At 71.4% G+C, this 25746-nt stretch carries 24 protein-coding genes; 10 read left to right on the top strand and 14 right to left on the bottom strand.

What is annotated here, in order from left to right; translation table 11 throughout:
• Positions 1 to 40: 40 nt before the first annotated feature.
• The 4 genes from ABZT06_RS35110 to ABZT06_RS35095 form a co-directional block, all read right to left on the bottom strand.
• Complete coding sequence (locus tag ABZT06_RS35110; protein WP_355750418.1) at positions 41 to 3241, bottom strand: amidohydrolase family protein; 3201 nt, start codon at positions 3239 to 3241, stop codon at positions 41 to 43.
• 123 nt (positions 3242 to 3364) lie between these two features.
• A complete protein-coding gene (locus tag ABZT06_RS35105; protein ID WP_355750415.1) occupies positions 3365 to 3964 on the bottom strand; it encodes a hypothetical protein in 600 nt (199 codons plus the stop codon).
• Positions 3965 to 4094: 130 nt separating this feature from the next.
• On the bottom strand, positions 4095 to 5423 hold the full coding sequence (locus ABZT06_RS35100) for an enolase C-terminal domain-like protein (RefSeq protein ID WP_355750413.1): 1329 nt from the start codon (positions 5421 to 5423) through the stop codon (positions 4095 to 4097).
• A 33-nt stretch (positions 5424 to 5456) separates the two neighbouring features.
• Entirely contained in the window at positions 5457 to 6794 is a 1338-nt protein-coding gene (locus tag ABZT06_RS35095; protein WP_355750411.1) for a gluconate:H+ symporter, read from the bottom strand.
• A gap of 178 nt (positions 6795 to 6972) precedes the next feature.
• On the opposite strand from ABZT06_RS35095, the gene ABZT06_RS35090 reads away from it, so the two are divergent.
• Both ABZT06_RS35090 and ABZT06_RS35085 read left to right on the top strand, forming a co-directional pair.
• Complete coding sequence (locus tag ABZT06_RS35090; RefSeq protein WP_355750408.1) at positions 6973 to 7743, top strand: IclR family transcriptional regulator; 771 nt, start codon at positions 6973 to 6975, stop codon at positions 7741 to 7743.
• A gap of 460 nt (positions 7744 to 8203) precedes the next feature.
• Complete coding sequence (locus tag ABZT06_RS35085; RefSeq protein ID WP_355750405.1) at positions 8204 to 9394, top strand: MFS transporter; 1191 nt, start codon at positions 8204 to 8206, stop codon at positions 9392 to 9394.
• A gap of 210 nt (positions 9395 to 9604) precedes the next feature.
• Here the strand turns inward: ABZT06_RS35085 and ABZT06_RS35080 are convergent, their stop codons facing one another.
• Together ABZT06_RS35080 and ABZT06_RS35075 are read right to left on the bottom strand one after the other, a co-directional pair.
• A complete protein-coding gene (locus ABZT06_RS35080; protein WP_355750402.1) occupies positions 9605 to 9940 on the bottom strand; it encodes a hypothetical protein in 336 nt (111 codons plus the stop codon).
• A gap of 97 nt (positions 9941 to 10037) precedes the next feature.
• Positions 10038 to 10733, bottom strand: coding sequence for a type 1 glutamine amidotransferase domain-containing protein (locus ABZT06_RS35075; RefSeq protein WP_355750399.1), 696 nt, complete (start codon positions 10731 to 10733; stop codon positions 10038 to 10040).
• Between the two features lie 50 nt (positions 10734 to 10783).
• Between ABZT06_RS35075 and ABZT06_RS35070 the strand changes: the two genes are divergently transcribed.
• Both ABZT06_RS35070 and ABZT06_RS35065 read left to right on the top strand, forming a co-directional pair.
• Positions 10784 to 11728 (top strand): LysR family transcriptional regulator, encoded by a 945-nt coding sequence (locus ABZT06_RS35070; protein ID WP_355750396.1) that lies wholly within the window; start codon positions 10784 to 10786, stop codon positions 11726 to 11728.
• A gap of 51 nt (positions 11729 to 11779) precedes the next feature.
• On the top strand, positions 11780 to 12514 hold the full coding sequence (locus tag ABZT06_RS35065) for a maleylpyruvate isomerase family mycothiol-dependent enzyme (protein ID WP_355750393.1): 735 nt from the start codon (positions 11780 to 11782) through the stop codon (positions 12512 to 12514).
• Here the strand turns inward: ABZT06_RS35065 and ABZT06_RS35060 are convergent.
• Positions 12511 to 12894 carry a MarR family transcriptional regulator gene (locus tag ABZT06_RS35060; protein ID WP_355750390.1) on the bottom strand — a complete coding sequence of 128 codons (384 nt, stop codon included), beginning with the start codon at positions 12892 to 12894 and terminating at the stop codon, positions 12511 to 12513. The genes ABZT06_RS35065 and ABZT06_RS35060 overlap by 4 nt on opposite strands.
• Before the next feature lie 86 nt (positions 12895 to 12980).
• Here ABZT06_RS35060 and ABZT06_RS35055 point away from each other — a divergent pair, with 86 nt between their 5' ends.
• Positions 12981 to 14468, top strand: a complete 1488-nt coding sequence (locus ABZT06_RS35055) for an MFS transporter (RefSeq protein ID WP_355750387.1) — start codon at positions 12981 to 12983, stop codon at positions 14466 to 14468.
• Positions 14469 to 14541: 73 nt separating this feature from the next.
• A complete protein-coding gene (locus tag ABZT06_RS35050; RefSeq protein WP_355750384.1) occupies positions 14542 to 14829 on the top strand; it encodes a DUF6332 family protein in 288 nt (95 codons plus the stop codon).
• On the opposite strand, the gene ABZT06_RS35045 is transcribed toward ABZT06_RS35050, so the two are convergent.
• From ABZT06_RS35045 to ABZT06_RS35035, 3 genes are all read right to left on the bottom strand, one after another.
• Positions 14790 to 15455: a response regulator transcription factor gene (locus ABZT06_RS35045; protein WP_355750382.1), complete on the bottom strand. Its 666-nt coding sequence runs from the start codon at positions 15453 to 15455 to the stop codon at positions 14790 to 14792. The two genes, ABZT06_RS35050 and ABZT06_RS35045, sit on opposite strands and share 40 nt — an antisense overlap.
• The gene (locus ABZT06_RS35040) at positions 15452 to 16690 is read right to left on the bottom strand and encodes a sensor histidine kinase (protein ID WP_355750379.1); all 1239 of its coding nucleotides are present in this window, start codon (positions 16688 to 16690) and stop codon (positions 15452 to 15454) included. Before ABZT06_RS35040 ends, ABZT06_RS35045 begins: the two co-directional genes overlap by 4 nt.
• A gap of 82 nt (positions 16691 to 16772) precedes the next feature.
• On the bottom strand, positions 16773 to 17471 hold the full coding sequence (locus ABZT06_RS35035) for a TetR/AcrR family transcriptional regulator (RefSeq protein WP_355750376.1): 699 nt from the start codon (positions 17469 to 17471) through the stop codon (positions 16773 to 16775).
• 127 nt (positions 17472 to 17598) lie between these two features.
• On the opposite strand from ABZT06_RS35035, the gene ABZT06_RS35030 reads away from it, so the two are divergent.
• Positions 17599 to 18048, top strand: a complete 450-nt coding sequence (locus ABZT06_RS35030; protein WP_355750373.1) for a nitroreductase family deazaflavin-dependent oxidoreductase — start codon at positions 17599 to 17601, stop codon at positions 18046 to 18048.
• Here ABZT06_RS35030 and ABZT06_RS35025 read toward each other — a convergent pair.
• Positions 18038 to 19264, bottom strand: a complete 1227-nt coding sequence (locus ABZT06_RS35025) for a geranylgeranyl reductase family protein (RefSeq protein ID WP_355750548.1) — start codon at positions 19262 to 19264, stop codon at positions 18038 to 18040. The genes ABZT06_RS35030 and ABZT06_RS35025 overlap by 11 nt on opposite strands.
• 193 nt (positions 19265 to 19457) lie before the next feature.
• On the opposite strand from ABZT06_RS35025, the gene ABZT06_RS35020 reads away from it, so the two are divergent.
• The 3 genes from ABZT06_RS35020 to ABZT06_RS35010 all read left to right on the top strand — a co-directional run bounded on the left by ABZT06_RS35020 (position 19458) and on the right by ABZT06_RS35010 (position 22631).
• Positions 19458 to 20813, top strand: a complete 1356-nt coding sequence (locus ABZT06_RS35020; protein WP_355750370.1) for a dipeptidase — start codon at positions 19458 to 19460, stop codon at positions 20811 to 20813.
• A gap of 73 nt (positions 20814 to 20886) precedes the next feature.
• A complete protein-coding gene (locus ABZT06_RS35015) occupies positions 20887 to 21594 on the top strand; it encodes an MBL fold metallo-hydrolase (RefSeq protein WP_355750367.1) in 708 nt (235 codons plus the stop codon).
• On the top strand, positions 21534 to 22631 hold the full coding sequence (locus ABZT06_RS35010) for a protein kinase family protein (RefSeq protein WP_355750365.1): 1098 nt from the start codon (positions 21534 to 21536) through the stop codon (positions 22629 to 22631). The genes ABZT06_RS35015 and ABZT06_RS35010 overlap by 61 nt, the downstream gene beginning before the upstream one ends.
• Here ABZT06_RS35010 and ABZT06_RS35005 read toward each other — a convergent pair.
• From ABZT06_RS35005 to ABZT06_RS34995, 3 genes are read right to left on the bottom strand one after another with little or no spacing between them, the layout of a single operon-like run.
• Complete coding sequence (locus ABZT06_RS35005) at positions 22532 to 23653, bottom strand: dipeptide ABC transporter ATP-binding protein (protein ID WP_355750362.1); 1122 nt, start codon at positions 23651 to 23653, stop codon at positions 22532 to 22534. The two genes, ABZT06_RS35010 and ABZT06_RS35005, sit on opposite strands and share 100 nt — an antisense overlap.
• Positions 23650 to 24726, bottom strand: a complete 1077-nt coding sequence (locus tag ABZT06_RS35000) for an ABC transporter ATP-binding protein (protein ID WP_355750359.1) — start codon at positions 24724 to 24726, stop codon at positions 23650 to 23652. The genes ABZT06_RS35005 and ABZT06_RS35000 overlap by 4 nt, the downstream gene beginning before the upstream one ends.
• A gap of 27 nt (positions 24727 to 24753) precedes the next feature.
• Entirely contained in the window at positions 24754 to 25746 is a 993-nt protein-coding gene (locus ABZT06_RS34995; RefSeq protein WP_355750355.1) for an ABC transporter permease, read from the bottom strand.

Below are 25746 nucleotides of genomic sequence, written 5' to 3'. Positions count from 1 at the left end.
GTGGGCGTCCCGGCGTCAGACCCGCGCCACTCCGCATCTCTCACAGCGCGGCCCCCTGATCGCAGCACCCCTCACGCCGCATCTGGCGGCTCACGCCGAGCCATTCGGCGTCCGAGGAGGCATCGGAGGAGGCATCGGAGCGCCGGACCGACTCAAAGGCGTCCACGAGGTCCGCCTGCTCGAAGAGCACACCCCCGCGCAGCACCGCGACCGTGCGGATCAGGGTGTCGAAGTCGGTGAAGGGATCACCGTCCACGACCGTGAGATCGGCGAGCTTGCCCTCCTCCAGCGTGCCCAGGTCGGCGTCCGCGCCGAACACGCGGGCAGGCAGCAGGGTGGCGGTGCGCAGGGTCTCGGCCGGCGTGAGTCCGCCGCGGTGCAGCGCCCGCAGGGCGAGGTGCAGATGCAGACCGACCGGCACGAGCGGCTGGTCGGTGCCGAGCGCGACGAGACCGCCGTCGGCCAGGATGCGCCGGTAGACGGCCGACTCGCGGTCAAGGGTGGCGAGTTGGGCGGCCGTGGGTGGCTGCCCGGCCTGCTGACGGACCAGTGCGGTGTCCCACGGGGGCATCAGCGTGGTGACCCGGCGGTCCTCGGCGAGCACGGGGTCCGCGCCCAGCAGGGCGAGCGCCGTGAACGGGGTGGCGATCAGGTGGAAGCCCGCCTCGGTGTAGATCTCCTGGACGTCCTGGTAGGCCCGGCCCGTGGCGGTGGTCGCGTGCCCGAACTCGAGCCGTTGCGTGGCCTGCAGGTGGGTCGTCAGGTCCTGCCCGAGCTGCACGCCCGGCGTGAGGAGGTGGCTGCCGCTGCGCACCCCGAGCCGTTCGTGCGCGAAGTCCGCGGCCTCCTTCATCACCCACCCCGGCGCGCGGACGTACGTCTTCACGAAGTCCCAGTCCAGTGCCGCCCCGCGCGCCAGCGAGCGCCGCAGTCCCTCGGTGGTGCGGTGCGCGCGGCCCATGCTGTAGGCCACCCGGGCGCCGTCGAGCAGCTCGCCGGTGGCCAGCAGCCGCGGCCCGTCGAGCGCGCCCGCGGCGACCGCCTCGCGGATGCGGGCCTGCTCGTAGGCGAAGCCGCCCAGGGAGACGGCGGTCGTGATGCCGTAGGCGAGTTGGAGGGCGGTCTGCCGTCCGCCGTAGGTGCTCTGCCAGGGGTGGGTGTGCGCGTCCCACAGGCCCGGGAGCACGGTGCGCTCGCTCGCGTCGACCCGGCGTGCGGCCGGCCGTCCGGTGCGGTGCGGGGAGACCTCCGCGATACGGCCGTCACGGATCAGGAGGTCGATGTCCTCGCGGACGTCCGGCCCGGTGCCGTCCCAGAACCGGCCGGCGTGCACGAGGGTGTCGGCGGGACGGGGCCGCCGGTAGTCCAAGGGCACCTTGACGGTACGGGCCTTGCCGCTGCGGACGTCGAGCAGGCGCAGGGTGCCCGCGGAGAGATAGAGCAGAGTGCGGGCGTCGGTGGACCAGGAGGGGTGGTCGGCGGGCTCAGCGGTGAGGCGGCGCGGCTTCCCGTCGGGCGTGCCGTCCGCGCGGACCGGGAGCAGCCACAGGGCGGACTCGGCGACGACGGCCATCCAGCGGCCGTCCGGGGACCAGACCGGACCCGAGTCGTAGCGGTCGGACAGGGAGGTGTGCGGAGCGAGGGAGTGCAGGGCGGCGGTGCCGGTGGTGGTGTCGACGACCCTGATCAGGTTGTAGCCCTCGCGGAAGCGCTGGTTGAGCCGGTTGCGGTCGCACAGGGCGACATACCGCCCGTCGGGAGACCAGCTGGGCCGGCCGGGGAGACCGCCCGCACCGATCGGTGCCGCGAGGGTGCGTTCGCCACCGTCGGGCAGGTCGCGTACGACCAGGTTGCCGGACATGTCCAGGCAGGCCAGCCGGGTCCCGTCGGGCGAGAGTGCGGGGAAGACCCGGCCGCCGTGGGCGAGCACGGTCTCCTCGCCGGAGTGCAGGTCGCGGCGCCGCACGGCGAACAGTCCGTCGCGGTCGTCGCTGTACAGCAGGGCCGTGCCGTCGGCTGTCCAGGTCGGCGCCGACACATAGCGGGTGGCCGGTACCTGAAGGATCTTCCGCGGCGCGCGTCCCCCCGATGTCCGGGCGGTCCACAGGGAGTTGAGCGCGGCGAAGGCCACGCTGCGGCCGTCGGGCGAGAGCGCGGGCAGGTGCAGGGCGCGCACGCGCCGGATGCCGGTGCCCTCGAAGTCGTACTTCTTGCCGCGGTAGCGGGGCCGTTCCACGGGCATCGCGGCCGTGAACGGGATCTCCTCCCCCGTCGACGGCGACCTGGGGTCGACCAGGCGGAATTGGCCGTCGACCGCGAGCAGGAGCTGTTCGCCGTCGGTCCAGCGGGGCGGGGCGGGCAGGACGTCACCGTCGACGGTGACGGGCGCGCCGTCCACCACGAGGGTGCAGGAGGCCGCGGGTGCGGGCGTGGTGCGCAGGTACGCGAGGCGGCCGCCGGATGACACGGCCGGGGTCATGAGCTGGGCGCCGGAGTCGTCGGTGTGCTCGACCGTGACCGGTCCGGAGCCGTCGGCGGCGACCGAGGCGACGGTGTCGGCGCGCAGGGCGCCGGTGGCGGTGACGGCCGCGCGCACGAACAGCACGCGCTCGCCGTCCGCCGACCAGCTGGGGTCGAAGTCCTCCCAGGCGCCGCCCTGCACCAGGCCTTGCTGTCCGGGGTGTCCGGTGAGCCGGGTCAGGGCACCGGAGCGCGCGTCGACGATCCAGACGCGGTAGGGGCTGCCGGTCACGGTGTCGCCGCCGCGCTCGGAGGCGAACGCGATCCGGGTGCCGTCCGGCGACCAGGCAGGGCCGCGGTCGTCCCAGGGGCCGTGGGTGAGCTGTCGTACGTCGCTGCCGTCCGGCCGCAAGGTCCAGAGGTGGAAGCCGCCGCCGCGGTAGGCGCACACGACGAGGCGGCTGCCGTCGGGCGAGAACTGCGGGCGGGTGGGTTCGAGGCCGGGCGGGGTGAGCGCGACGGCGATGCCACCGGAGCGCGGAATCGACCAGAGCACGTTCTGCACTTCGGCGACGAGCCGGTCGCCGGCCGGGGAGAGTGTCGCGGAACCGCCGGTGACCGCGGTCAGGGTGAGGGCGGCCGTACGGGAAGGGGGTGTCGAGGCGGGTGGGCCTGCGGCCGCGACGGCGGTGACGGTGGCGGTGACTCCGGCGGCCTGGAGGAATCTGCGGCGGGAGAGCGGACCGGGCCGGGAAGTGTCGTGTGTGCCGTGGACGTCCACGGGAGCCTCCAGTGCGCGCGGGTGGGGTGCCGGACGTCAGGGGCCCTTCCCCACCGGGGCGGGTCCTGCGCACGAGCACCGTGTCCGGGGACGTTTTTCGCCCCCGGACACCAACCCCTCAGCTCACAGACCGTCACGCACCATCGCGGCGACGATCCGCACGTGGCGGTCGGCCGCCGTACCGGAGAACTCGTTCTCGTAGTTGAGGCCGTAGGGCCAGAAGTGCCCGCCGCCGGTGGACAACTTGGCCGAGGAACCGTCGTACTGCCGCACGAGGGCGGTCGCCTGAGCACCGGTCCAGGTGCCGCTGCCACCGAGGGAGGACCAGCCCGAGCTCGTGCCCACGCCGATGGTGTGGGCGATCTCGTGCAGTGCGGTCCGCTCGGTCATGTAACTGCGGTCGCTGCCGAAGCGGATGGTCCCGTTGATGTTGCCGTCCGCGGTGGGCACGCTCGTGTCGTAGCGGACGGTGATGGACTTCCCCAGGTCGCTGAGGTTGTTGTAGCGGGCCACCGCGGCGTTCATGGCCGAGGTGATCCGGGTGTACGCCGACTGCTGGTCCGCGGTGGGGTTGCCTGCCCGCTCCAGGGTCCAGGTGATGGTGGCCGCCGCGACCTGCTGGTGGGGTGCCGGCGCGGCGGCCGGGGCGGCCTGGGCTATGCCGGGGCCGGCCAGGAGCATGGCGGCGAGCGCGGCTGGGACCGCGATCTTTCGTGGGTTCATGTGGGGGTCCTCTTGTGGGGGTGGATCCCGTGGGGGGAAGTCGAGGCATGAACTGGAAAGCGCTTTCCAAGGTGGCACGGATGCTAGTGAGTTGACTTGACCATGTCAACGGCGTCGACCCCCGCGGAACTCAGCGCACCAGGCACGGACGCTTCGCGTCGAACGTCCAGTCCTTGATCAGGTACCGCATCCCCGCGGCGTCGTCACGGCCCGCCGAGGCCACCTGCTCGTGCAGTTCCTCCGCGGCCCGGAGCCGGTCGCGGTCCAGCCGGACCCCGAGGCCGGGTGCGTCCGGGACGGCGACCTCGCCGCCGATGATCCGGGGCGGTTCGACGGTGAGCCGCTCCGTGCCCTCCTGCCAGATCCAGTGGGTGTCGAGGGCGTTGTACTCGCCCGGGGCCGCGGCACCGCAGTGCGTCATCATCGCCAGCGAGATGTCGAAGTGGTTGTTGGAGTGGCAGCCCCAGGTCAGTCCCATGGCATGGCACAGCTGGGCGACCCGGACCGAGCCCTGCATGGTCCAGAAGTGCGGGTCGGCGAGCGGGATGGACACCGACTGCAGGGCGAGGGCGTGGGTCAGCTGCCGCCAGTCCGTGGCGATCATGTTGGTCGCCGTGGGCAGCCCGGTGGCCCGGCGGAACTCGGCGAGGATCTCCCGGCCGGAGTAGCCGTCCTCCGCACCGCACGGATCCTCGGCGTAGGCGAGCGTGCCGACGAGCGGACGGCACAGCTCGACCGCCTCGCGCAGGGACCAGGCGCCGTTCGGATCGAGGGTGATCCGGGCCTCGGGGAACCGCTCCTTGAGGGCGTGTACGGCCTTCACCTCCTCGCTGCCCGGCAGGACACCGCCCTTGAGCTTGAAGTCGCGGAAGCCGTAGTGGTCGTAGGTGGCCTCGGCCTGGCGGACGATCGCCTCGGGCGTCAGCGCCTCCTCGCGCCGGACGCGGTACCACTCGACGTCCGCGCCGGGCTCACGTACGTAGTCGAGGTCGGTGCGGTCCGGGTCGCCGACATAGAAGAGATAGCCCAGGACCCTTACGGCATCGCGCTGTCGGCCGTCGCCGAGCAACGCGGCGACCGGAACGTCGAGGTGCTGTCCGAGCAGATCAAGAAGCGCCGACTCGACGGCGGTGACCGCGTGCACGGTCGTCCGGAGATCGAAGGTCTGGGCGCCGCGGCCGCCCGAGTCCCGGTCGGCGAAGGTGTCGTGGATCGAGCGCAGGACGCGGTGGTAGTCGCCGACGCGGGCACCGAGGACCAGGCTCTCGGCGTCGCGGAGGGTCCGGGTGATGCCGTCGCCGCCCGGCACCTCCCCGAGGCCGGTGCGTCCCTCGGAGTCCTCCAGGACGACGACGTTCCGGGTGAAGTAGGGGGCGTGCGCGCCGGAGAGGTTGAGGAGCATGGAGTCCCGGCCGGCCACCGGGTGGACGGAGAACTTCGTGACGACGGGTTGGCTCATTGCGGTGCGATGTCCTTCTGATGAGGTGGGGGGTCAGACGCTCAAGGTGTCCAGCACCTGTTCAAGGACCAGTACACCGCCGAGGCCCAGGAGCGCGAGGACCGTCGTGTACGTGGTGCGTGCCTTGATCGCGTCGATGACGGACAGGTTGAAGTACTCCTTGAACATCCAGAATCCCGGGTCGTTGACGTGCGAGAAGGCGATCGATCCGCAGGAGACCGCGAGCACCATGACCTCGGCGTGGACCCCGCCGCCCGCGAGCAGCGGCAGTGCCACGCCGGAGGCGGTGACGACGGCGACGGTCGCGGAGCCGAGGGCGATGCGGAGGATGGCCGCGATCAGCCAGGCCAGGATGATCGGGGAGATGGACCAGCCGTCGGTCGCGTCCTTGATGTAGTCGGATATCCCGCCCTCGACCAGGACGTTCTTGAAGGCGCCGCCCGCTCCGATGACCAGCAGGATCATCGCCATGGCCTGAGCGGCCTCCCTGCACGAGGTGCTGACCTCCGTCAGGCTGCGCCCCATCCGCGGCCCGAACACCCACACGGCGACGAGCAGCGTGAGCAGCAGGGCAATGGGCGCGGAGCCGATGAACGCCACGAAGTGCAGTCCGGCGCTGTCCCCCGACGTGGCCAGGTCGGTCACCGCGGCACCGGCGATCAGCACGACGGGCAGCAGGGCCACCGCCAGCGACCAGCCCATGCCCGGCATCTCCTCCTCCTCGAAGACCCGTTCGCTGACCAGGCCCTTGGGGATCTCGGGGTTCATCCGCCGGATGAACGGCAGGCGCGGCCACAGCAGCGCGATGAAAGCGCCGACCGGGACGGCGATGAACAGGCCGTAGAACAGGGTGAGTCCGACGGAGGCGTGGAAGGTGGCCGCCACGGCCGTGGGCCCGGGGTGGGGCGGCAGGAAGCTGTGCATGGTGGACAGCGCGATCGACATCGGCAGCCCCACCCAGAGCAGGTTGGCCCGGGTGACGCGGACGAGGGTGAAGGCGACCGGCACGATGATGACGAAGGCGACCTCGTAGAACATGGTCACGCCGATGAGCATCGCGGACAGCACCATGGCGACCTGCACCCAGCGCGGGCCGCACACGTCGAGGAGCTTGCCGGCGATCCGCTGGGCGGCACCGGAGTCTCCCATCACGCGGCCGACCATGGCGCCGAGCCCGATGGTGAGCATCGTGTCGCCGATCTGGTCCCCGATCCCCTCGGAGAGGACGTCCGGTATCTCCTCCAGGGCGATGCCCTGCACCAGAGCGACCCCCACGGCGACCAGGAGGAGGGCGGCGAAGCCGTTCAGTCTCAGCTTCGTCATCAACAGGAGCAGGACGAGGACGCTGATCCCGACCACGACAAGCGGCATGTGTCAGTTCTCCTTCGAACTGGCGGGGCGGTGAGGAGAGTTCACCGAAGCGCTCATTGCAGTCACTCCGCTGAACCTGATCCTCATACGAAGACATCGTCTACATATGAGGACGGAGGCTAGATGCACGGATCGCCGACGGTCAATGGGTGCGCCCGAATCGCCTTACGATCGGGCCATGTCGCAGCGCCCAGGCGTCCCCGAGGTGAAGTCGGCGGTCCGCACCGTCGCGGTGCTCGAACTGCTCGCCGCGCGAGGAGAACGGCCCGCGCGGTTGCGTGAACTCTCCGAGGCGCTGGGGGTTCCCCGGAGCAGCATGTACGCCCTTCTCCAGACCCTCGTGGAGTGCGGCTGGGTCCGCACCGACGCGACCGGATCCCTCTACAGCGTCGGCATCCGCGCCCTGCTCACCGGCACGAGCTATCTGGACAGCGACCTGCGCGTCCGCGCGGTGCGGCCGTATCTCGACGAGGCGTCCGACGCGCTCGGCGAGACCATCCACCTCGCGCGGCTGGACGGTTCGGACGTCGTGTATCTGGCCACCCGGGAGTCGCACGAGTACCTGCGCACCATCAGCCGCGTGGGCCGGCGGGTGCCCGCGCATGCCGGCGCGCTGGGGAAGGCGCTGCTGGCGGAGCGCGCCGACGACCGACTCCCGCTCGGTGACGAGCCGTTGAGGGCGTTCACCGCCCACACGCATACGACCCGGGACACTCTGCTCGCCGATCTCGCGCAGGTGCGGGCGCGCGGTCACTCGGTGGACCGGGAGGAGACGGTCGCCGGGATCGCCGGCTTCGGGTTCGCCCTGCGGTACGACACGCCCGCCGTCGACGCGATCAGTTGCTCGGTGCCGGTGTCCCGGCTCACGCGGGACCATGAGCGGCGCATTGTGGTCGTGATGCGGGAGGTTCGCTCGAAGATCGAATCGGCGGTGCCGCGGCGCGGGTAGGGCCGGGGTTCATCGACTCCGGAGTACGCGCGGAGGAACCCGCACACATGGCCTCGCGCGCCTGAAGGGACGCCGACACGGGCGGCGTTCCTCTGCCGTCACGACCCCCGGCTCCTCTGTCTGCAGCACCTCAGCGGGGCGACCACGCGCCCCGCCCGCCGGGCATCACGGACAGCCTTCGCCCTGACAGTTCCGAGAGAGCCCGACGCGATCCGAGCCCCGAGCAACCTCTTGCCGGCGCTCACACTCCTCGAAAGCCGGCCCCGACCTGCGCAGACACCGGCGGGACGCGGTGCCGGACGCGGTGTCGGACAGGGTGCCGGACCTCATCCGAGGCGAAGCGGCAAAGGCGCACGCGCCCCGTCTCCCGTGCACGTGCCGAAGGCGGTCCGCTCACCCGAACACCCTTGCCGACAATCGAGCACGCGCCTACGCTGACTTTGTGCCGCCGATAAACAAAATGCGAACACGCCTCGCCGTACCGGACAGCTCCCTCACCCGACTCCGTATCGCCCTCACCGTCTTCTTCGCCCTCGACGGCTTCGTCTTCGCCGGGTGGGTCGTCCGCATCCCCGCGATCAAGGAGCAGACCGGCGCCTCCGCCAGTGCCCTGGGCCTCGCCCTCCTCGGTGTCTCGGCGGGCGCCGTGATCACCATGGTGCTCACGGGACGGCTGTGCCGCCGTTACGGCACCCACCAGGTCACCGTCGTCTGCGCCGTGCTGCTCTCACTCAGCGTCGCCCTGCCGCCGCTCACCCACTCCGCGCCGGCACTCGGCGCCGTCCTGCTGGTCTTCGGCGCCGCGTACGGCAGCATCAACGTCGCGTTCAACAGTGCCGCGGTCGATCTGGTGGGCGCGCTGCGGCGGCCCATCATGCCCAGCTTCCACGCGGCCTTCAGCCTGGGCGGAATGCTCGGGGCAGGGCTCGGCGGGCTGGTGGCCGGGGGCCTGTCGCCCACGCAGCACCTGTTCGGCCTCACCGTGATCGGTCTGCTCGTCACCGCCGTCGCCGGCCGGACCCTGCTGCGCATCCGGCCCCCGGCACCCACCCAGGACCCGCCGCAGCACACGTCCGCACCCCGCCGCACGCACACCCGTACCGGCACCGGCACCCGCGGCCTCGTCGTCACTTTCGGCCTGATCGCCCTGTGCACGGCCTATGGCGAGGGCGCCCTGGCCGACTGGAGCGCGCTGCATCTGGAGCACGACCTGGACGCCACACCCGGCGTCGCGGCGGTCGGTTACTCGTGTTTCGCACTCGCCATGACCGTCGGCCGGCTGACCGGCACCAGGCTGCTCGAACGACTCGGCCAGACCCGCACGCTCGTGGGCGGCGGTACGACGGCCGCGCTCGGCATGCTGCTCGGCGCGCTGGCGCCCTCCGTCTGGGCGGCGCTGATCGGCTTCATGATCACCGGGCTCGGTCTCGCCAACCTGTTCCCCGTCGCCGTCGAACGTGCGGGCAGGCTCGCCGGGCCCGACGGGGTCGCCATCGCCTCCACCCTCGGCTACGGCGGCATGCTCCTCGGGCCCCCGGCCATAGGTTTCATGGCCGACTGGTTCTCCCTGCCCGTCGCCCTCACCAGCGTCGCGGTACTCGCCGCCACCGCCGCGGCCGTCGCGGCACTGACCCGGCGCGCGGCGGGCTGACCACGCGCCGACTCCCTACGCGTCCTCCGCAGACCCTCGCGACCGCGGGAGAACGGACCGGTGACTCACCCTGATCGCCGCCGGACGCGAAGTGCGGTCCGCACTCCGCGAGTCGGGCCTCGGAACCTCGCCGAGGCCGACCGCGACAGCCTCCGGGCGCGGCCCGCCGCCCCGTCGCCCCCGCTTCCACGCACGACGGGCTCACCCGGATCACTCCGGATGAGCCACCGCTTCCTTCTGCAACTGCACGGCCGCCAACAGGCTCAGTCTCGGCTCCGCCTTGCGCAGGGCCCGCACCGCCGCGAGGGAGGTGATGTCACCCGTGAACCCGACGGCGGCCAGCCGGGAGCGGACCCAGCGAGCCGTCAGCCCGCCCTCGGAGGCGGCGGCGCTGGACTCGACGAGCGCCACGGCGCGTTCCAGCCCGGCGCGTTCCTCTGGCGGGGCCTCGGTCAGCGCCTGGCGCAGGGCCGCCCCGACGACGTCCGCGTCCCGGACGAGCAGCACGAAGTTGTTCTTCTTGTTCAGTCCAGCGATTCCCGGCATGCAGATCATCGTGACGGTCATGTTCCGTGTCCGCCAAGCGACTTGAGGAGCCTCAGAGGCTCGGCACCGCCTCCCGGTCACGCCCTCCGCGCGTCGCTCAGCCCAGCTTCTTCAGCAGTTCGGCGGCGAGCGGGGCGGAGGACGCCGGGTTCTGCCCGGTCACCAGGTTGCCGTCCACGATCACATGCGGAGCCCACGGCTCGGCCACCTCGACCTGCACCCCGGCCTCGGTGAGCCGGTCCTGGAGCAGCCACTTCGCCTTGTCGGCGAGGCCCGCCTGGGTCTCCTCGGCGTTGGTGAAGGCGGCCACGCGGCGCCCGGCGAACACGTTGGAGCCGTCCGCCTTGGTCGCGGCGAGCAGTGCGGCGGGGGCGTGGCAGACGACTCCGAGGGGCCTGCCGCTCTCCAGGGCGCGGGTGAGCAGCCGGCCCGAGTCCGCGTCGACCGCGAGGTCCTCCATCGGCCCGTGGCCGCCGGGGTAGAACACGGCCGCGTAGTCGTCGAGGTTCACCTCGTCCAGCCGTACCGGGTGCTGCAGTTCGGTGGCAGCGGCGAGCACTCCGGCGATGCGGTCGGCGTTCTCCTGCCCGCCGTTCAGCTCGGCCGCGAGGCTGCCCTTGTCCACGGTCGGCACGACACCGCCCGGGGTGGCCACGACGATCTCGTGGCCCGCGGCCTTGAACGCCTCGTACGGCGCGACGGCCTCCTCGGCCCAGAAGCCGGTGGGGTGCTGGGTGCCGTCGGCCAGGGTCCAGTGGTCGGCACCGGTCATCACAAAGAGGATCTTCGACATGGTGAAACCGTAGCCCTGCCCCGTCATAGAAATCCAATAGGGTCGCGCATATGAGGGATAGGAACACCAATGGCTCCGAGGCTGCGGGGCAGACCGTCGGCGCCTCGCTGGACCTGAACCTGCTGCGGACCTTCCTGACCGTGTACCGCACCGGCTCCTTCACCGCCGCCGCCCGTCTCCTTGCCCTGTCCCAGCCCACGGTCACCACCCAGATCCGTACGCTGGAACGGCAGTTGGGCCGCGAGCTGTTCGAGCGCCGGGCGCGGGGCGTGACCCCGGCGCCGTACGCGGACGAGCTCGCCGCCCGGATCGTGCAGCCCCTGGACTCGCTCGCCGCGGTGGCGGGGCCCGCCGGGAGCGCGGAGGACGCCCCGGCCGAGCCGGTGCTTCTCGCGGGCCCGGCCGAGCTGCTGTCCCGGTGCGTCCTGCCCGGTCTCGCTCCCCTGGTGGACGAGGGGGTACGGCTGCGCATCACACCGGGCCTGACGGAACCGCTCCTGGACGACCTGCGCGCGGGCCGCCACGATCTGGTGATCGCCACGTTCCGCCCGCGCGGCCGCACGCTCACGGCCCTGCCGCTCAACGACGAGGAGTTCGTGCTGGTCACCTCCCCCGCCTGGGCTCAGCGGCTCGGGGCACCGGAACACCTCGCCGCCGCGCTGCACGCCGTCCCGCTCGTCGCCTACGCCGAGGACCTGCCCATCGTGCGCCGGTACTGGCGGCACGTCTTCGGCCGGCGGCTGGTACAGCAGCCCGCTCTCACCGTGCCCGACCTGAACGCGGTCAAGGCCGCGGTCGTCGGAGGCACCGGATTCACCGTGCTCCCCCGCTATCTGTGCGCCGAGGAGCTGGCGTCGGGGGCACTGGTCCTGCTCCACGACCCCGAGGATCCGCCCATCAACACGGCGTTCCTGGTGCAGCGGCCCGGCACCTCCGGCAATCCGCACGTGGCGCTGGTCCGCGACCACCTGCTCCATGCCGCCCGCGACTGGTAGTCCGGCGAAATCAGTGACCGGCAGGGCATCGTCGTCAGGCACACTCCTCCCATGGAGACAGCCGAGTTCATCCGGATCCTGGACCGTGAGGGCCAGTTGCTCGCGTCGGCCGCCGAACAGGCCGGACCCGACGCCAAGGTGCCGACCTGCCCCGAGTGGCAGGTGCGGGACCTGCTGCGACACACGGGCACGGTGCATCGCTGGGCGACGGCGTTCGTGGCCGAGGAGCTGACCGCCTTCCGCCCCTTCGACGACGAACCGACCCTCGACGGGGAGGAGTTGCTGGCCTGGTTCCGTGCCGGCCACCGCCGCCTGGTCGACACGCTGGACTCCGCCGCACCCGACGTCCGGTGCTGGCACTTCCTCCCCGCCCCTTCACCGCTCGCCTTCTGGGCCCGGCGGCAGGCGCACGAGACGGCCGTGCACCGCTTCGACGCCGAGGCGGCACGCGGCGGCACCCCCGAGGAACCCGGGCGGGACTTCGCGGCCGACGGCATCGACGAGTTGCTGCGCGGCTTCCACGCCCGCGCGAAGAGCCAGGTCCGCAGCGCAGAGCCCCGGGTGCTGCGGGTGCGGGCGAGCGACACGGACGGCGCCGTGTGGACCGTACGACTGACCGACGAGCCGCCCGCGACCGGGTACGGCGAGGCGGGGGACGCCGACTGCGAGGTGTCCGGGCCCGCCTCGCGGCTGTATCTGGCGCTGTGGAACCGGCTGCCGTTCCCGCAGGTGAGCGGGGACGCGTCGGTCGCCGCGCTGTGGCGGGAGAAGTCCGCCGTGGTCTAGGAGGAGGGTTCCAACATCCGTGTGAGGACCGCGCGTTGCACCGGCAGGGCGGCACGGTGCAGCGCGTGTCCTTTGGAGGTGAGCGAGACGCGTACGCCCCGTCGGTCCTCCGCGCACATCCCGCGCTCGACGAGCCCGTCCTTCTCCAGCCGTGCGATCAGCCGCGACAGCGCGCTCTGACTCAGGTGGACCCGCTCGGAGATCTCCTGCACGCGGTAGGCGCAGCCGCCGTCGGCCAGGACATCCAGCACCTCGAAGTCGCTTGCGCACAGGCCGTGTTGATGAAGAGCACGGTCCAGTTCGCACTGCGTGCGCGCGTGCAGCGCCAGGATGTCCCGCCACTGCTTCGCGAGCACCTGCTCGGGCTTCTTCGCCACCATGCGCGGCACCGTAGCAGAGGAGACGAATCATTGCATCAGAATTAAATGCGCTTGCATTCGATGCATACGCATGTAGCGTCTTCCGCATGACCTCTCCGCTCACCACCCCCGCGGACCCGTCCTCCGCGGTCCGCTGGACACCCAGGCTCTGGGGCACCCTGCTGGTGCTGTGCGCCGCCATGTTCCTGGACGCCCTGGACGTCTCGATGGTCGGCGTCGCGCTCCCTTCCATCGGTGCCGACCTGGGCCTCTCCACCTCGACGCTGCAATGGATCGTCAGCGGCTACATCCTCGGCTACGGCGGTCTCCTGCTCCTGGGCGGCCGGGCCGCCGACCTGCTGGGCCGGCGCCAGGTCTTCCTGGTGGCCCTCGGCGTCTTCGCGGTCGCCTCACTCCTCGGCGGCCTCGTCGACTCGGGCCCGCTGCTGATAGCCAGCCGTTTCATCAAGGGCCTCAGCGCGGCCTTCACCGCACCCGCGGGCCTGTCCATCATCACCACGACCTTCGCCGAAGGCCCCCTGCGCAACCGCGCGTTGTCCATCTACACCACCTGCGGCGCTACCGGCTACTCGATGGGCCTGGTCTTCTCCGGCCTGCTCACGGAGGCCAGTTGGCGCTACACCATGCTGCTGCCCGCGCCCGTCGCCCTGATCGCCCTCGTCGTCGGCCTGAGGCTGCTGCCGCGCAGTGAGCGCGAGCAGAGCACCGGCGGCTACGACATCCCCGGTGCCGTCCTCGGTACCGCCTCGATGCTGCTGCTGGTGTTCACCGTCGTCCAGGCGCCCGGAGCCGGCTGGGGCTCGGTCCGCACGCTCCTCTCCTTCCTCGCCGTGGCCGCCCTGCTCGCCGCGTTCGTGGCCGTCGAGCGGCGCAGCCCGAGCCCGCTGATCCGGCTCGGCGTCCTGCGCTCGGGACCACAAGTGCGGGCCCAGTTGGGTGCGTTGACGTTCCTCGGTAGCTACATGGGCTTCCAGTTCCTGGTGACCTTCTACATGCAGCAGGTGCTCGGCTGGTCGGCGCTGCACACCGCGCTGGCCTTCCTGCCGGCGGGTGCGCTGGTGGCCCTGTCCGCGACCAAGGTCGGCACGGTCATCGACCGGTTCGGCACCCCGCGCCTGATCGTGGCGGGCTTCGCGCTGATGGTCGTCGGCTATCTGCTGTTCCTGCGCATCGACCTCGACCCGGTCTACGCGACGGTGATCCTGCCTACCATGCTCCTGGTCGGCGCCGCCTTCGCGCTGACCTTCCCGTCCCTGAACGTCCAGGCCACCAACGGCGTCGACGAGCACGAGCAGGGCATGGTCTCGGGTCTGCTCAACACCTCGGTGCAGGTGGGCGGCGCGCTGTTCCTCGCCGTGGTGACGGCGGTCCTGACCGCGAACGCCCCCGGGGAGGACGCGTCCCCGCAGGCCGTGCTCGACAGCTACCTGCCCGCGCTGACGGTGGTCACCGGGATCGCGGTCGCGGGCCTGCTCATCTCGCTCACGGGACTGCGCGTCCGGCGGCGTCAGCCGTCCGTCGTGGTCGCCAAGTCCCTTTCCCAGGAGGCGGAGCGCGTACCCGTACGCGACTAGGGGGCGCCTCCCACACCGTGTGCCCGGCGTAGCCTGCTTGCTTCGCCGGGCACACGGCTGTGAGACTCGCAGGATGGAGACTTACGGGGGCCGCCGGAACCAGGCGGAACGGGACGCCGTCACCGTGGAGATCGGATACGCGCTGTGCAGTGCGCTGTTCGCGGCGGCGGTGCTCTTCGGGGCGGTGGCAGGACCGGCGCTGCTGTTCGAACTCCCGGTCACCGTGGAGGAGTTGCTGCTGCGTGTCGGGCTCGTCATCGCCCCTGTGGTCTTCGTGGCGCGGGTGATCAGTGTGCTGGTGCGCTTCCGGCGGGAGCGCCCTCAGCCCAGCCAGCCGGGCCGCACCAAGCCCGACTCGTAGGCCAGCACCACCAGTTGGGCACGGTCGCGGGCGCCGAGCTTGACCATCGTGCGGCTGACGTGGGTCTTGGCGGTGAGGGGGCTGACGACCAGGCGGCGGGCGATCTCCTCGTTGGACAGGCCGATGCCGACCAGGGCCATCACCTCCCGTTCCCGCTCGGTGAGTCCGGCGAGGGCGCCTTCGGCCGCGGGCTCCTTGGAGCGGGCCGCGAACTCGGCGATGAGACGGCGGGTCACACCGGGTGAGAGGAGCGCGTCGCCGTCGACCACCGCCCGCACGGCGCGCAGGAGTTCCTCCGGTTCGGTGTCCTTGACCAGGAAGCCGGAGGCGCCGGAGCGGATCGCCTCGAAGACGTACTCGTCGAGCTCGAAGGTGGTGAGCATGACCACCTTCACGTCCTGCAGCGCGGTGTCCTCGGTGATGCGCCGGGTCGCGGCGAGGCCGTCGAGCAGCGGCATCCGGATGTCCATCAGGACGATGTCCGGGCGTAGTTCGCGTACCTTGCGCACCGCCTCCTCGCCGTCGGAGGCCTCTCCTGCCACCTCGATGTCCGGCTGCGCGTCGAGCAGGGCCCGGAAACCGGCCCGCACGAGTGACTGGTCGTCGGCGAGCAGTACGCGGATCACCGGTTGTCCTCCTTGACCTTCATCTCGAGCGGCAGCACGGCGAGCACCTGGAACCCTCCCTCGGGACACGGGCCGGCCTCGATGGTGCCACCGAGGGCTGCGGCCCGCTCCCGCATTCCGGCCAGCCCGTTGCCGCTGCCGCCCGCGTCGGCGCCGGTCGCGGGCCCATCGTCGTCGATACGGAGCCGTAGCGCCTGCCCGTCGTGATCGAGCCGTACGCGCGCGTGCCGCGATCCGGAGTGCCGTACGACATTGGTGAGCGCTTCCTGGACGATCCGGAAGGCTGCGAGGTCCGCGCCGGGCGGCAGCCCCGGCGCGGACCCCTCCACCTCGACCGAGAGCCCCGCGCCCGCGGCCTGCGACACCAGCTCGGGCAGCCGGTCGAGGCCGGGTGCCGGAGCACGCGGTGCGTCCCCGGGCGTACGCAGGGTGTCGAGCACCTGGCGCACCTCGCCCAGCGCCTCCTTGCTGGCGGCCTTGATGGTGGTGAGCGCGGTGCGGGCCTGTTCGGGGTCGGTGTCGAGCAGGGCGAGGCCGACCCCGGCCTGGACGTTGATGACGGAGATGCTGTGCGCGAGGACGTCGTGCAGCTCGCGGGCGATCCGCAGCCGTTCCTCGTCGGCGCGGCGCTGTGCCGCCCGGCCGCGCTCGGCCCGCTCCCGGGCCCACTGTTCACGGCGGGTCCGGACCAGCTCCGAGACGGCGACGATGGCGACGACCCAGGCGGCGATCACGCCCTCCTGTCCCCACGGGGCGGCCGAGTCCCCGGACGGCGGCAGCCACCGGTAGAGCCAGTGGGCCGCCAGGACGTGCCCGGCCCACAGCATGCCGAGCGCCGTCCAGGCGGCCCTGCGGTGCCCGGCCACGACGGCGCTGAAGCAGGCGAGCGCCACGGTGAGGAACACGGGCCCGTACGGATATCCGGCGCCCAGATAGAGCATCGCGGCGGCCGCGGTCCCGAACACGACGAGCACCGGCCGCCGGTGCCGCCACAGCAGCAGTCCGGAGCCGATCACCAGCAGCGCCCGTGCGAACGGATCGAGCGTGGCCCGCTCACCGATCTGCTGGTGTGCCGCGTAGTTCGACCCCCCGAGCACGAAGAACGTGAGCAGCAGCGTGGACGCCCACGGCCACCGGGACGCCCGCTCCCGGTCACCCGAGCGCGTCCACCACGGCGGCCCCTGCCGCCACCATCGCGGGTGACCGGCCCCGCGTACGCGCTGCTCACCGTCCATGACAGCCACGCTAGACGCCCCCGCCGGGCCCGGGCGTCCCCCGGGCGTGGTGATCACACGTACTCCCCGCGAAGTACGCCGGTCACCGCTGCCGCAGCCCCACACTCCGCCCCAGTCGCCGCACCGCGTGCCGGAAGAACGGCTCCCGCTCCTCCACGACCCGGTTGAACTGCCCGAAGAGCTCGAAGCCGACCAGGCCGAAGAGCTGAGCCCAGGCCGCCACCAGGGGCGCGGCCACCTGGGACGGGAGGTCCGGCGCGAGGTCGGCGGCGATGCGGTCGGCCTCCGCGTGGAGGTCCTCGGGCACCGCGGGCAGCTCCTCCAGGCCCCCGGGGCCGTGGTGGGCGTCGCGGACGATGCCGATCAGGAGGAGGCCGACACGGGCGGCGGGCGGGACGGTGGCCTGCGGTGCGGTGTAGCCGGGGACGGGAGAGCCGTAGATCAGGGCGTACTCGTGCGGATGGTCGAGCGACCAGCGGCGGACCGCCTCGCACACCGCGACCCAGCGCTCGAGCGGGGCCGCCTCCCCGACAGCCTCGTGCGCCCGTTCCGCGCTCTCCCCGAGGGAGTCGTACGCGTCGATGATCAGCGCGGTGAGCAGGTCGTCGCGGCTCGGGAAGTAGCGGTACAGCGCCGAGGAGACCATCCCCAGCGCGCGTGCCACGGCCCGCAACGAGAGCTTCGCCGCGCCCTCTGCCGCGAGCTGCCGGCGCGCCTCGTCCTTGATGGCGGCGGTGACTTCGATCCGGGCGCGGGCCCGGGCGCCCTGTGCGGTGCTCATGCGCTCCAGTCTTCCACAGGGAGAGAGCAGTGCACACAAACGAGAGCAATGCTCTTGCCAGCACTCACCAGTCCGTGCACACTGTTCTCGAGCGAGAGCACCGCTCTCTCAAATAATGGGGGTCCACATGTCCACGCACGTCCAGAAGCCCGGCTGGTTCACGGTCAACGTCTTCAACCGCATGGTGGCCTGGCTCACCCGCCGTGGCCTGAGCGTCTGGGGTTCCCGTGTCCTGGCGGTCCGCGGCCGCAAGAGCGGCGAGTGGCGGACCACCCCGGTGAACCTGCTGACGGTGGACGGCCGGCAGTACCTGGTGGCGCCGCGCGGCCATGTCCAGTGGACGCACAACATGCGCGCGGCCGGCGGCGGCGAACTGCACCTCGGCAAGCACGTGGAGGCCTTCACCGCGACCGAGGTGGGCGACGACGAAAAGGTCCCGCTCCTGCGCGCCTACCTCAAGCGCTGGAAGGCCGAGGTCGGCGTCTTCTTCAAGGGAGTCGGCCCCGACTCCCCGGACGCCGACCTGCGACGCATCGCGCCCGACCACCCCGTCTTCAGCATCACGGTCAAGAGCTGACCTCCCCGCCCTCGGGGGCCCCGGCCGGACGCGGGTCCAGCGCGGCCAGCGCCCGCTGGGCCATGGGCCGGCCGCGGACGAGCTCACCCAGTGAGGTCGCGCCCTGGGTGATGTCCTTGAACGCGTTCCACGCGGGCCGGAAACCCGTCAGCGCCGCGTGGAACAGGCCGGGCCGGCGCTCGAACGCGGTCAGGAACCGCTTGCCGACGCTCATCTCGACGCCGAGTCCCGCCTTGATGGCGAACGCGTAGTTCAGCGCCTGGCGGCGGGCGTCCACCGCGTCGTGGGCCTCCGCGATCCTGACCGCCCACTCCCCCGCGAGCCGCCCGGAGCGCAACGCGAAGGAGATGCCCTCGCGGGTCCACGGCTCCAGAAGCCCCGCGGCGTCTCCGCACACCAGCACCCGCCCGCGCGAGAGCGGCGAGTCGTAGGCACGGCAGCGGGTCAGGTGGCCGGAGGAGATGCTCGGTTCGAACCCGGCGAGGCCGAGCCGCCCGATGAAGTCCTCCAGGTACCGCTTGGTGGCCGCGCCTTCACCACGCGCCGAGATCACGCCGACCGTGAGGGTGTCCCCCTTCGGGAAGACCCACCCGTAACTGCCGGGCATCGGGCCCCAGTCGATGAGCACCCGCCCCTTCCAGTCCTCGGCGACGGTCTCCGGCACCGGGATCTCCGCCTCCAGGCCGAGGTCCACCTGGTCGAGCTTCACCCCCACATGCGCGCCTATCCGACCGGCGCTGCCGTCGGCCCCGACGACCGCCCGCGAGAGCAGGGTCTCGCCGCCCTGGAGGACCACGGCGACCGTACGCCGGTCGGGCACCGCCGAACCGTGCTGCTCGACGCGCTGCACGGTGACGCCCGTGCGCAGCTCGGCGCCCGCCTTCTGGGCGTGCTCGACGAGCTGCTGGTCGAACTCGGGCCGGTTGATCAGCCCGAACAGCATGCGCTTGGAGCGCCGGGTCCGCGTGAACCGGCCGTTGTTCGAGAAGGTGACCGCGTGCACCCGGTCCCGGAACGGCAACTCGAAGCCGGGCGGCAACGAGTCCCGCGAGGGGCCGATGATGCCACCGCCGCACGTCTTGTACCGCGGCAGCTCGGCTTTCTCCAACAACAGCACACGCCGTCCCGCGACCGCCGCCGCATAGGCGGCCGAGGCGCCCGCGGGTCCCGCGCCCACCACGACGACGTCCCACACCCGCTGCGCGTCGTCCTGCACGCCGTCCGCCGAAGCGTCGTCCGCCGAAGTGCCGTCCGCCGAAGAGTTCTCGCTGCTCACGATGGTCTGCTGCTCCCGATCAAGCCGTTGCCGCACCTGTCTCCCGCATCCTACGGCGGGCCCGCCCACAGACCACTGTGGGAGGATCTACGGCACTCACAGGTACAACGTCGCACCCACAAGGAGCGTGCCCATGTCGTCGAATCCGGTCGCCGAGACCGTCGCCTCGCTGATGCCGAGGGCGCGGGCGGAGCTCACCGAACTGGTGGCGTTCAAGTCGGTGGCGGACTTCGACCAGTTCCCGAAGAGCGAGAGCGAGGCCGCCGCCCGCTGGATCACGGACGCGCTCACCGCCGAGGGATTCCAGGACGTGGCCCTGCTCGACACCCCGGACGGCACCCAGTCGGTGTACGGCTACCTGCCCGGCCCGGCGGGCGCGAAGACGGTCCTCCTCTACGCCCACTACGACGTGCAGCCGCCGCTGGACGAGGCCGGCTGGACGAGCCCGCCCTTCGAACTGACCGAGCGCGACGGCCGCTGGTACGGGCGCGGGGCCGCGGACTGCAAGGGCGGTGTGCTCATGCATCTGCTCGCGCTGCGCGCCCTCAAGGCCGACGGCGGGGTGCCGGTCCATGTGAAGTTCATCGCGGAGGGCTCGGAGGAGCAGGGCACGGGCGGCCTGGAGCGGTACGCCGAGGCGCATCCCGCGCTCCTGGAGGCGGACGCCGTCGTCATCGGCGACGCGGGCAACTTCCGTGTCGGCCTGCCGACGGTCACCGCCACCCTGCGCGGCATGACCATGATGCGCGTCCAGGTCGACACCCTGGAGGGCAACCTCCACTCGGGCCAGTTCGGCGGCGCCGCCCCGGACGCGCTGGCCGCGCTGATCCGCGTACTGGACTCGCTGCGCGGGAAGGACGGCACGACGAGGATCGACGGACTCACGCCGGACGCGTCCTGGGACGGCCTCCAGTACGAGGAGGAGCAGTTCCGGGCGGACGCCAAGGTCCTGGACGGCGTCGAGCTGATCGGTGACGGCACGGTCGCCGACCGCATCTGGGCCCGCCCGGCCGTGACGGTCCTCGGCATCGACTGCCCGCCGGTCGTCGGCGCCACCCCGTCCGTGCAGGCGAGCGCCCGCGCCCTGGTCAGCCTGCGGGTGCCGCCGGGCATCGACACCGACGAGGCGACCAGGCTGCTCCAGGCCCACCTGGAGGCGCACACGCCGTGGGGCGCGCGGCTGAGCACCGAGCGGATCGGACAGGGCCAGCCGTTCAGGGCGGACACCAGCAGCCCGGCGTACGCGGCGATGGCCGACGCGATGGCGGTGGCCTACCCGGGCCAGGAGATGCAGTACGCCGGCCAGGGCGGCTCCATCCCCCTCTGCAACACCCTCGCGTCGCTCTACCCGCACGCCGAGATCCTCCTCATCGGCCTGAGCGAGCCGGAGGCCCAGATCCACGCCGTGAACGAGAGCGTGTCCCCGGAGGAGCTGGAGCGTCTCTCGGTGGCGGAGGCCCTGTTCCTGCGCAACTACGCGGCGAGCTGATCCAGCGGCTCTGCTGCTCTGCTGTCCGCAGAAGGCCCTCGTCCACGGACGGGGGCCTTTCTACGGTCGTCCCATGGACGTCGTCGAGCTGCTCCCCCACCTGAACCTCCTGCGCTTCGCGGTCGGCCAGGCCTATCTCTGGCGCGACGGCGAGGAGTCGACCCTGATCGATGCGGGCCCGCCGGGTTCCGCCGACTCGATCGCCGCCTGCCTCCAAGGGCGCTTACGGCGGATCGTGCTCACCCACTTCCACGAGGACCACGTGGGCGGGGCGGGCGAGTTGGCCGCGCTGACGGGCGCCGAGGTGCTGGCGCACCGGCTGGACGCGCGCTTCGTACGGGGCGAAGTGCCGGGCCCGCCCCCGGTGTTCGAGGAGTGGGAGCGCCCCTTGCACGCGGAGGCTCTACGACTCCTGCCGCGGGGCGGGTTCGAGCGTCCCTCGAAGATCACCGAGCTGTCCGACGCCGATCTCCTCGACTTCGGCGCCGGGGCACGGGTCGTCCACGTTCCCGGCCACACGCCCGGCAGCGTCGCGCTCCACCTCCCCGAGCACGGTGTGCTGTTCACCGGGGACACGGTGGCGGCCTCGCCGGTGGGCGGAAGGGTGATGCCCGGGGTGTTCAACGTCGACCGGGCCCAAACCCTTCGCTCCTTCGAGAAGTTGGCGGCCCTCGACGCGAACATCACGTGCTGCGGGCATGGCGGGCCGATCATGGGGCCATGGTCTCCCTCACCCGTCTCCGTACCCACGCCGACACCGCCACCACCCTCGCCCTCCTGAGCGACCGCGACATCACGGAACTCGTGGCGTCCGGTACGCCCGCCGGTACGGGGATCGGGGGACGGACGACACTGCTGGAGATGGACGGGGGGCGGGTTTTCGTGAAGCGGATACCGCTCACCGACACCGAGCTCGACCATGTGCGCTCCACCGCGAACCTCTTCGACATGCCGACCCACTGCCACTACGGCATCGGCGCGATCGGCAGCCCCGGCTTCGGCGCCTGGCGCGAGCTCGCCGTGCACGAGATGACGACGAACTGGGTGCGGTCAGGACGCTTCCCGGGCTTCCCGCTGCTGCATCACTGGCGGGTCCTCCCCGATGCGCAGCAGCCGCTTCCCGAGGAACTCGCCGATGTAGAGCGGTCCGTGGCCTACTGGGGCGGCGGACGTGAACACATCGAGGCACTGCGCACCGCGTCCACGAGCCTGGCCCTGTTTCTGGAGTACCAGCCCTACACCGTCCATGACTGGTTCCACGAACAGCTTCGCTCAGACGACCCCGACTCGGCCTGCACCCTCGTGGAACACGGCCTCGAAGCGGTGACCGGCTTCCTCCGGAAGCAGCAACTCGTCCACTTCGACGCCCACTTCCGCAACATCCTCACCGACGGCCACCAGCTCTACCTGGCCGACTACGGACTCGCTCTGTCCAGCCGCTTCCAACTCGCCCCGCAGGAACGCGACTTCTTCGACCGCCACCATCATTACGACCGCGCCTACGCCCTCTCCTACCTGGTCCACTGGCTGGTCGTCGACCAGTACGGCCTCGGTCGGGACGCGCGCGAGGACTTCATTCGGGCGTGCGCCGACGGCAGGCGCCCGGAGGGAATCCCGGGCGCCGCGGCCGACCTCATCTCCCGGCATGCGCGACTCGCCGCCACGGTGGGCGACTTCAACCGCCGTCTGGAACAGGAGAGCAGGCTCACCCCGTACCCTCACGACGAGGTCGACGCACTGTCCTCCAGTGTCGTCAGCGCCGGGTCGAGCACGATGTCCTCGTCCCGGGCCTCGACGCTCGGCTCCTCTGGAAAGTGACAGGCCGTGAGGTGGTCCTCCGCGTTGCCCCTCAGGCGCACCAACGGCGGTTCCTCCGTCGCGCACCGCTCCTGGGCCTTCCAGCACCGGGTCCGGAAGCGGCAGCCGGAGGGCGGGTCCACCGGTGAGGGCACGTCCCCGGCGAGCCGGATGCGCTCGCGGCGCCGGGTGCCGTCCGGGTCGGCCTCGGGGACGGCGGACAGCAGGGCGTGGGTGTAGGGGTGCCGAGGACGGGTGTACAGCGTCTGCCGGTCGGCGACCTCAACGATCTTGCCGAGGTACATCACCGCGACCCGCTCGCAGAAGTGCCGTACGACGGCGAGGTCGTGGGCGATGAAGACGAACGCGATGCCGAACTCCCGCTGGAGGTCCTGGAGCAGGTTGACGATCTGCGCCTGGATCGACACGTCCAGGGCCGACACCGGTTCGTCGGCGACGATGAGCTTCGGCCGCAGCGCCAGGGCACGGGCGATGCCTATGCGCTGGCGCTGGCCCCCGGAGAACTCGTTCGGGTAGCGGTTGTAGTGCTCGGGGTTGAGGCCGACCGTCTCCAGGAGTTCCTGGGCGCGCTTCTTGTGGCCCTGCGGCGGGTTGATGTCGTTGAGCCGCATCGGTGTCTCGACGATCGTGCCGACCGTGTGCCGGGGGTTCAGAGAGGAGTAGGGGTCCTGGAAGATCATCTGGAGGTTCCGGCGGGCCTCCTTCATCCGGTTCTCCGGGGTGTGGGTGATGTCCTCGCCGTCGAACACGACCTTTCCGGCCGTGGGTTCCAGCAGCCGGGTCACCAGCCGGCCCGTCGTCGATTTGCCACAGCCGGACTCGCCGACCAGGCCGAGCGACTGCCCGGCACCGACCGTGAAGTCGATGCCGTCGACGGCGTGCACGGCTCCGATCTGCCGCTGGAAGACGATGCCGTGGCGGATCGGGAAGTGTTTGGTGAGGCCGGTGACTTCGAGCAGGGGTTCCCCGGCAGCGGGCTGGGCGGTGCTCACGGACTGCTCCTGTTCGTCCGCCGCGGTCACTGCGCGGCCCCCGCGGCCGTACGGACGCGGATCTCCTGCCGGGTCTCCGGGGTGAGGTGGCAGGCGGCGAGATGCCGACCGGTGCCGGGGACAGCCACCAGTTCGGGCCGTTCCACCGAGCAACGCCCCTCGGGCACCCAGCCCTTGTAGGTGCAGCGGGGGTGGAAGGCGCAGCCGGCGGGCGGGTTGATGAGGCTCGGCGGGGAGCCGGCGATCGGGTTCAGCCGGCGCTCGACGTCACCGGTGATCTGCGGCATCGACTCCAACAGGCCCCAGGTGTAGGGGTGCTGGGGCTCCTTGAGCACGTCGTGCACGGTGCCGTACTCGATGCGGCGGCCGCCGTACATCACCAGGATGTCGTCGGCGATGTCGGCCACCACGCCGAGGTCGTGGGTGATGAGGATGACGGCTGAGCCGAACTCCTCCTGGAGATCGCGGATCAGGTCGAGGATCTGGGCCTGGACGGTGACGTCCAGGGCGGTGGTCGGCTCGTCGGCGATGAGCAGTGCGGGGTCGCAGACCAGCGCCATGGCGATCATCGCGCGCTGCCGCATGCCGCCGGAGAACTGGTGCGGGTAGTCCCGCACCCGGCGTTCGGGCTGCGGGATGCCGACCCGTTTCAGCATCTCGACGGCACGGTCCCGGGCCTCCTTCTTCGCGACCTTGTGATGGACGCGGTAGGCCTCGGCGATCTGGGCGCCGACGGTGAAGTACGGGTGCAGGGCGGACAGCGGGTCCTGGAAGATCATGGAGACCGTCCGGCCGCGCAGCGCGCGCATGTCGCGCTCGGGAAGGGAGACCAACTCCCTTCCGTCCAAGCGGATCTCGCCGGAGACCTCGGCACGCGTGCCCTTGTGCAGCCCTAGCAGGGCCAGCGAGGTGACCGACTTCCCCGAGCCGGACTCGCCGACGATGCCCAGGGTGCTGCCCTTCTCCAGGGTGAAGGAGACGCCGTCGACGGACTTGACGATCCCGTCCTCGGTCGGAAAGTGCACGCGCAGGTCCCGTACGTCGAGGAAGGGGGCGGCCGCTGGATCGACGTCCGCCGGTTGCGGTGAGATCAGGAGGGACACGGGATTTTCCTTGCTGCGGTGAGGGGCTCAGGCGAGGCGGACGCGGGGGTCGACGAGGCCGTAGACCACGTCGACGACCACGTTGGCGAGCACGACGAAGGTGGCCGCGAAGAGCGTGGTGCCGAGGATGACCGGCAGGTCGGAGTTCTGCACCGAGTCGACCGCGAGCTTGCCGATGCCGTTGATGCCGAACACCGACTCGGTGATGACCGCGGAGCCGCCGATCAGTGAGCCGACGTCCATGCCGAAGATGGTGATGATCGGGGTGATCGCGGCCCGCAGGCCGTGCTTGAGGACGACCTTGCCGCTGGACAGGCCCTTGGCCCGGGCGGTGCGCATGTAGTCCTCGGCGAAGACCTCCAGCATGGAGGAGCGGGTGAGCCGGGTGTACAGGGCGAGGTAGACGATGACCAGGGTGGCCCACGGCAGGATCAGGCCCTGGAACCAGGCGCTCGGGTCCTGGGTGATCGGGGTGTAGCCGGAGGCGGGCAGGATCTGCCACTTGTCGACGAACAGGTAGAGCAGCAGCAGTCCGACGAAGTAGATCTGCACGGAGACACCGAGCAGGGCGAGTCCGACCGCCGCCTTGTCGGCCGCCCTGCCCCGGCGGACCGCGGCGAGCGTGCCGAGGCCGACGCCGAGGATCAGGAAGAACACCGCGGCGCCGACACCCAGCGACAGGTCCGCGGGGAAGTCGCCCAGCAGGGTGCTGAGGACGGGGGTGTCGGTCTGGAAGGAGATCCCGAGGCAGGGCGCGTCGCAGTGCACGCGCACGCTCTGGTCGCCGAAGTCCCGGCCGACGAACAGTCCCTTGAAGAACTCCCAGAACTGCTTGAGGAAGGTCTGGTCGAGCCCGAGCGAATGCTTGATCTCGGCCAGTCGGGAGGGCGAGCAGGTCTTGCCGCAGGCCAGGAGTGCGGGGTCGGACGGCAGCGCGAAGAAGATCACGAAGGTGATCACGGTGATCACCAGCAGGATCGCGGCCGCTGCCAGCAGGCGCCGGATGAGGTAACGAAGCAT

This window comes from Streptomyces sp. NPDC005483 (assembly GCF_040606035.1).
GTDB lineage: Bacteria > Actinomycetota > Actinomycetes > Streptomycetales > Streptomycetaceae > Streptomyces.
Note: the sequence above shows the minus strand (reverse complement) of the source record. Positions and strands in the feature narration are given on the sequence as shown.

Bases quoted from the DNA above. Each gene is read 5' to 3' on its own strand.
- ABZT06_RS35105 (WP_355750415.1), bottom strand. From the start codon at position 3,964: ATGAACCCACGAAAGATCGCGGTCCCAGCCGCGCTCGCCGCCATGCTC.
- ABZT06_RS35100 (WP_355750413.1), bottom strand. From the start codon at position 5,423: ATGAGCCAACCCGTCGTCACGAAGTTCTCCGTCCACCCGGTGGCCGGC.
- ABZT06_RS35095 (WP_355750411.1), bottom strand. From the start codon at position 6,794: ATGCCGCTTGTCGTGGTCGGGATCAGCGTCCTCGTCCTGCTCCTGTTG.
- ABZT06_RS35090 (WP_355750408.1), top strand. From the start codon at position 6,973: ATGTCGCAGCGCCCAGGCGTCCCCGAGGTGAAGTCGGCGGTCCGCACC.
- ABZT06_RS35085 (WP_355750405.1), top strand. From the start codon at position 8,204: ATGCGAACACGCCTCGCCGTACCGGACAGCTCCCTCACCCGACTCCGT.
- ABZT06_RS35080 (WP_355750402.1), bottom strand. From the start codon at position 9,940: ATGCCGGGAATCGCTGGACTGAACAAGAAGAACAACTTCGTGCTGCTC.
- ABZT06_RS35075 (WP_355750399.1), bottom strand. From the start codon at position 10,733: ATGTCGAAGATCCTCTTTGTGATGACCGGTGCCGACCACTGGACCCTG.
- ABZT06_RS35070 (WP_355750396.1), top strand. From the start codon at position 10,784: ATGAGGGATAGGAACACCAATGGCTCCGAGGCTGCGGGGCAGACCGTC.
- ABZT06_RS35065 (WP_355750393.1), top strand. From the start codon at position 11,780: ATGGAGACAGCCGAGTTCATCCGGATCCTGGACCGTGAGGGCCAGTTG.
- ABZT06_RS35060 (WP_355750390.1), bottom strand. From the start codon at position 12,894: ATGGTGGCGAAGAAGCCCGAGCAGGTGCTCGCGAAGCAGTGGCGGGAC.
- ABZT06_RS35055 (WP_355750387.1), top strand. From the start codon at position 12,981: ATGACCTCTCCGCTCACCACCCCCGCGGACCCGTCCTCCGCGGTCCGC.
- ABZT06_RS35050 (WP_355750384.1), top strand. From the start codon at position 14,542: ATGGAGACTTACGGGGGCCGCCGGAACCAGGCGGAACGGGACGCCGTC.
- ABZT06_RS35040 (WP_355750379.1), bottom strand. From the start codon at position 16,690: ATGGACGGTGAGCAGCGCGTACGCGGGGCCGGTCACCCGCGATGGTGG.
- ABZT06_RS35035 (WP_355750376.1), bottom strand. From the start codon at position 17,471: ATGAGCACCGCACAGGGCGCCCGGGCCCGCGCCCGGATCGAAGTCACC.
- ABZT06_RS35030 (WP_355750373.1), top strand. From the start codon at position 17,599: ATGTCCACGCACGTCCAGAAGCCCGGCTGGTTCACGGTCAACGTCTTC.
- ABZT06_RS35020 (WP_355750370.1), top strand. From the start codon at position 19,458: ATGTCGTCGAATCCGGTCGCCGAGACCGTCGCCTCGCTGATGCCGAGG.
- ABZT06_RS35015 (WP_355750367.1), top strand. From the start codon at position 20,887: ATGGACGTCGTCGAGCTGCTCCCCCACCTGAACCTCCTGCGCTTCGCG.
- ABZT06_RS35010 (WP_355750365.1), top strand. From the start codon at position 21,534: ATGGTCTCCCTCACCCGTCTCCGTACCCACGCCGACACCGCCACCACC.
- ABZT06_RS34995 (WP_355750355.1), bottom strand. From the start codon at position 25,746: ATGCTTCGTTACCTCATCCGGCGCCTGCTGGCAGCGGCCGCGATCCTG.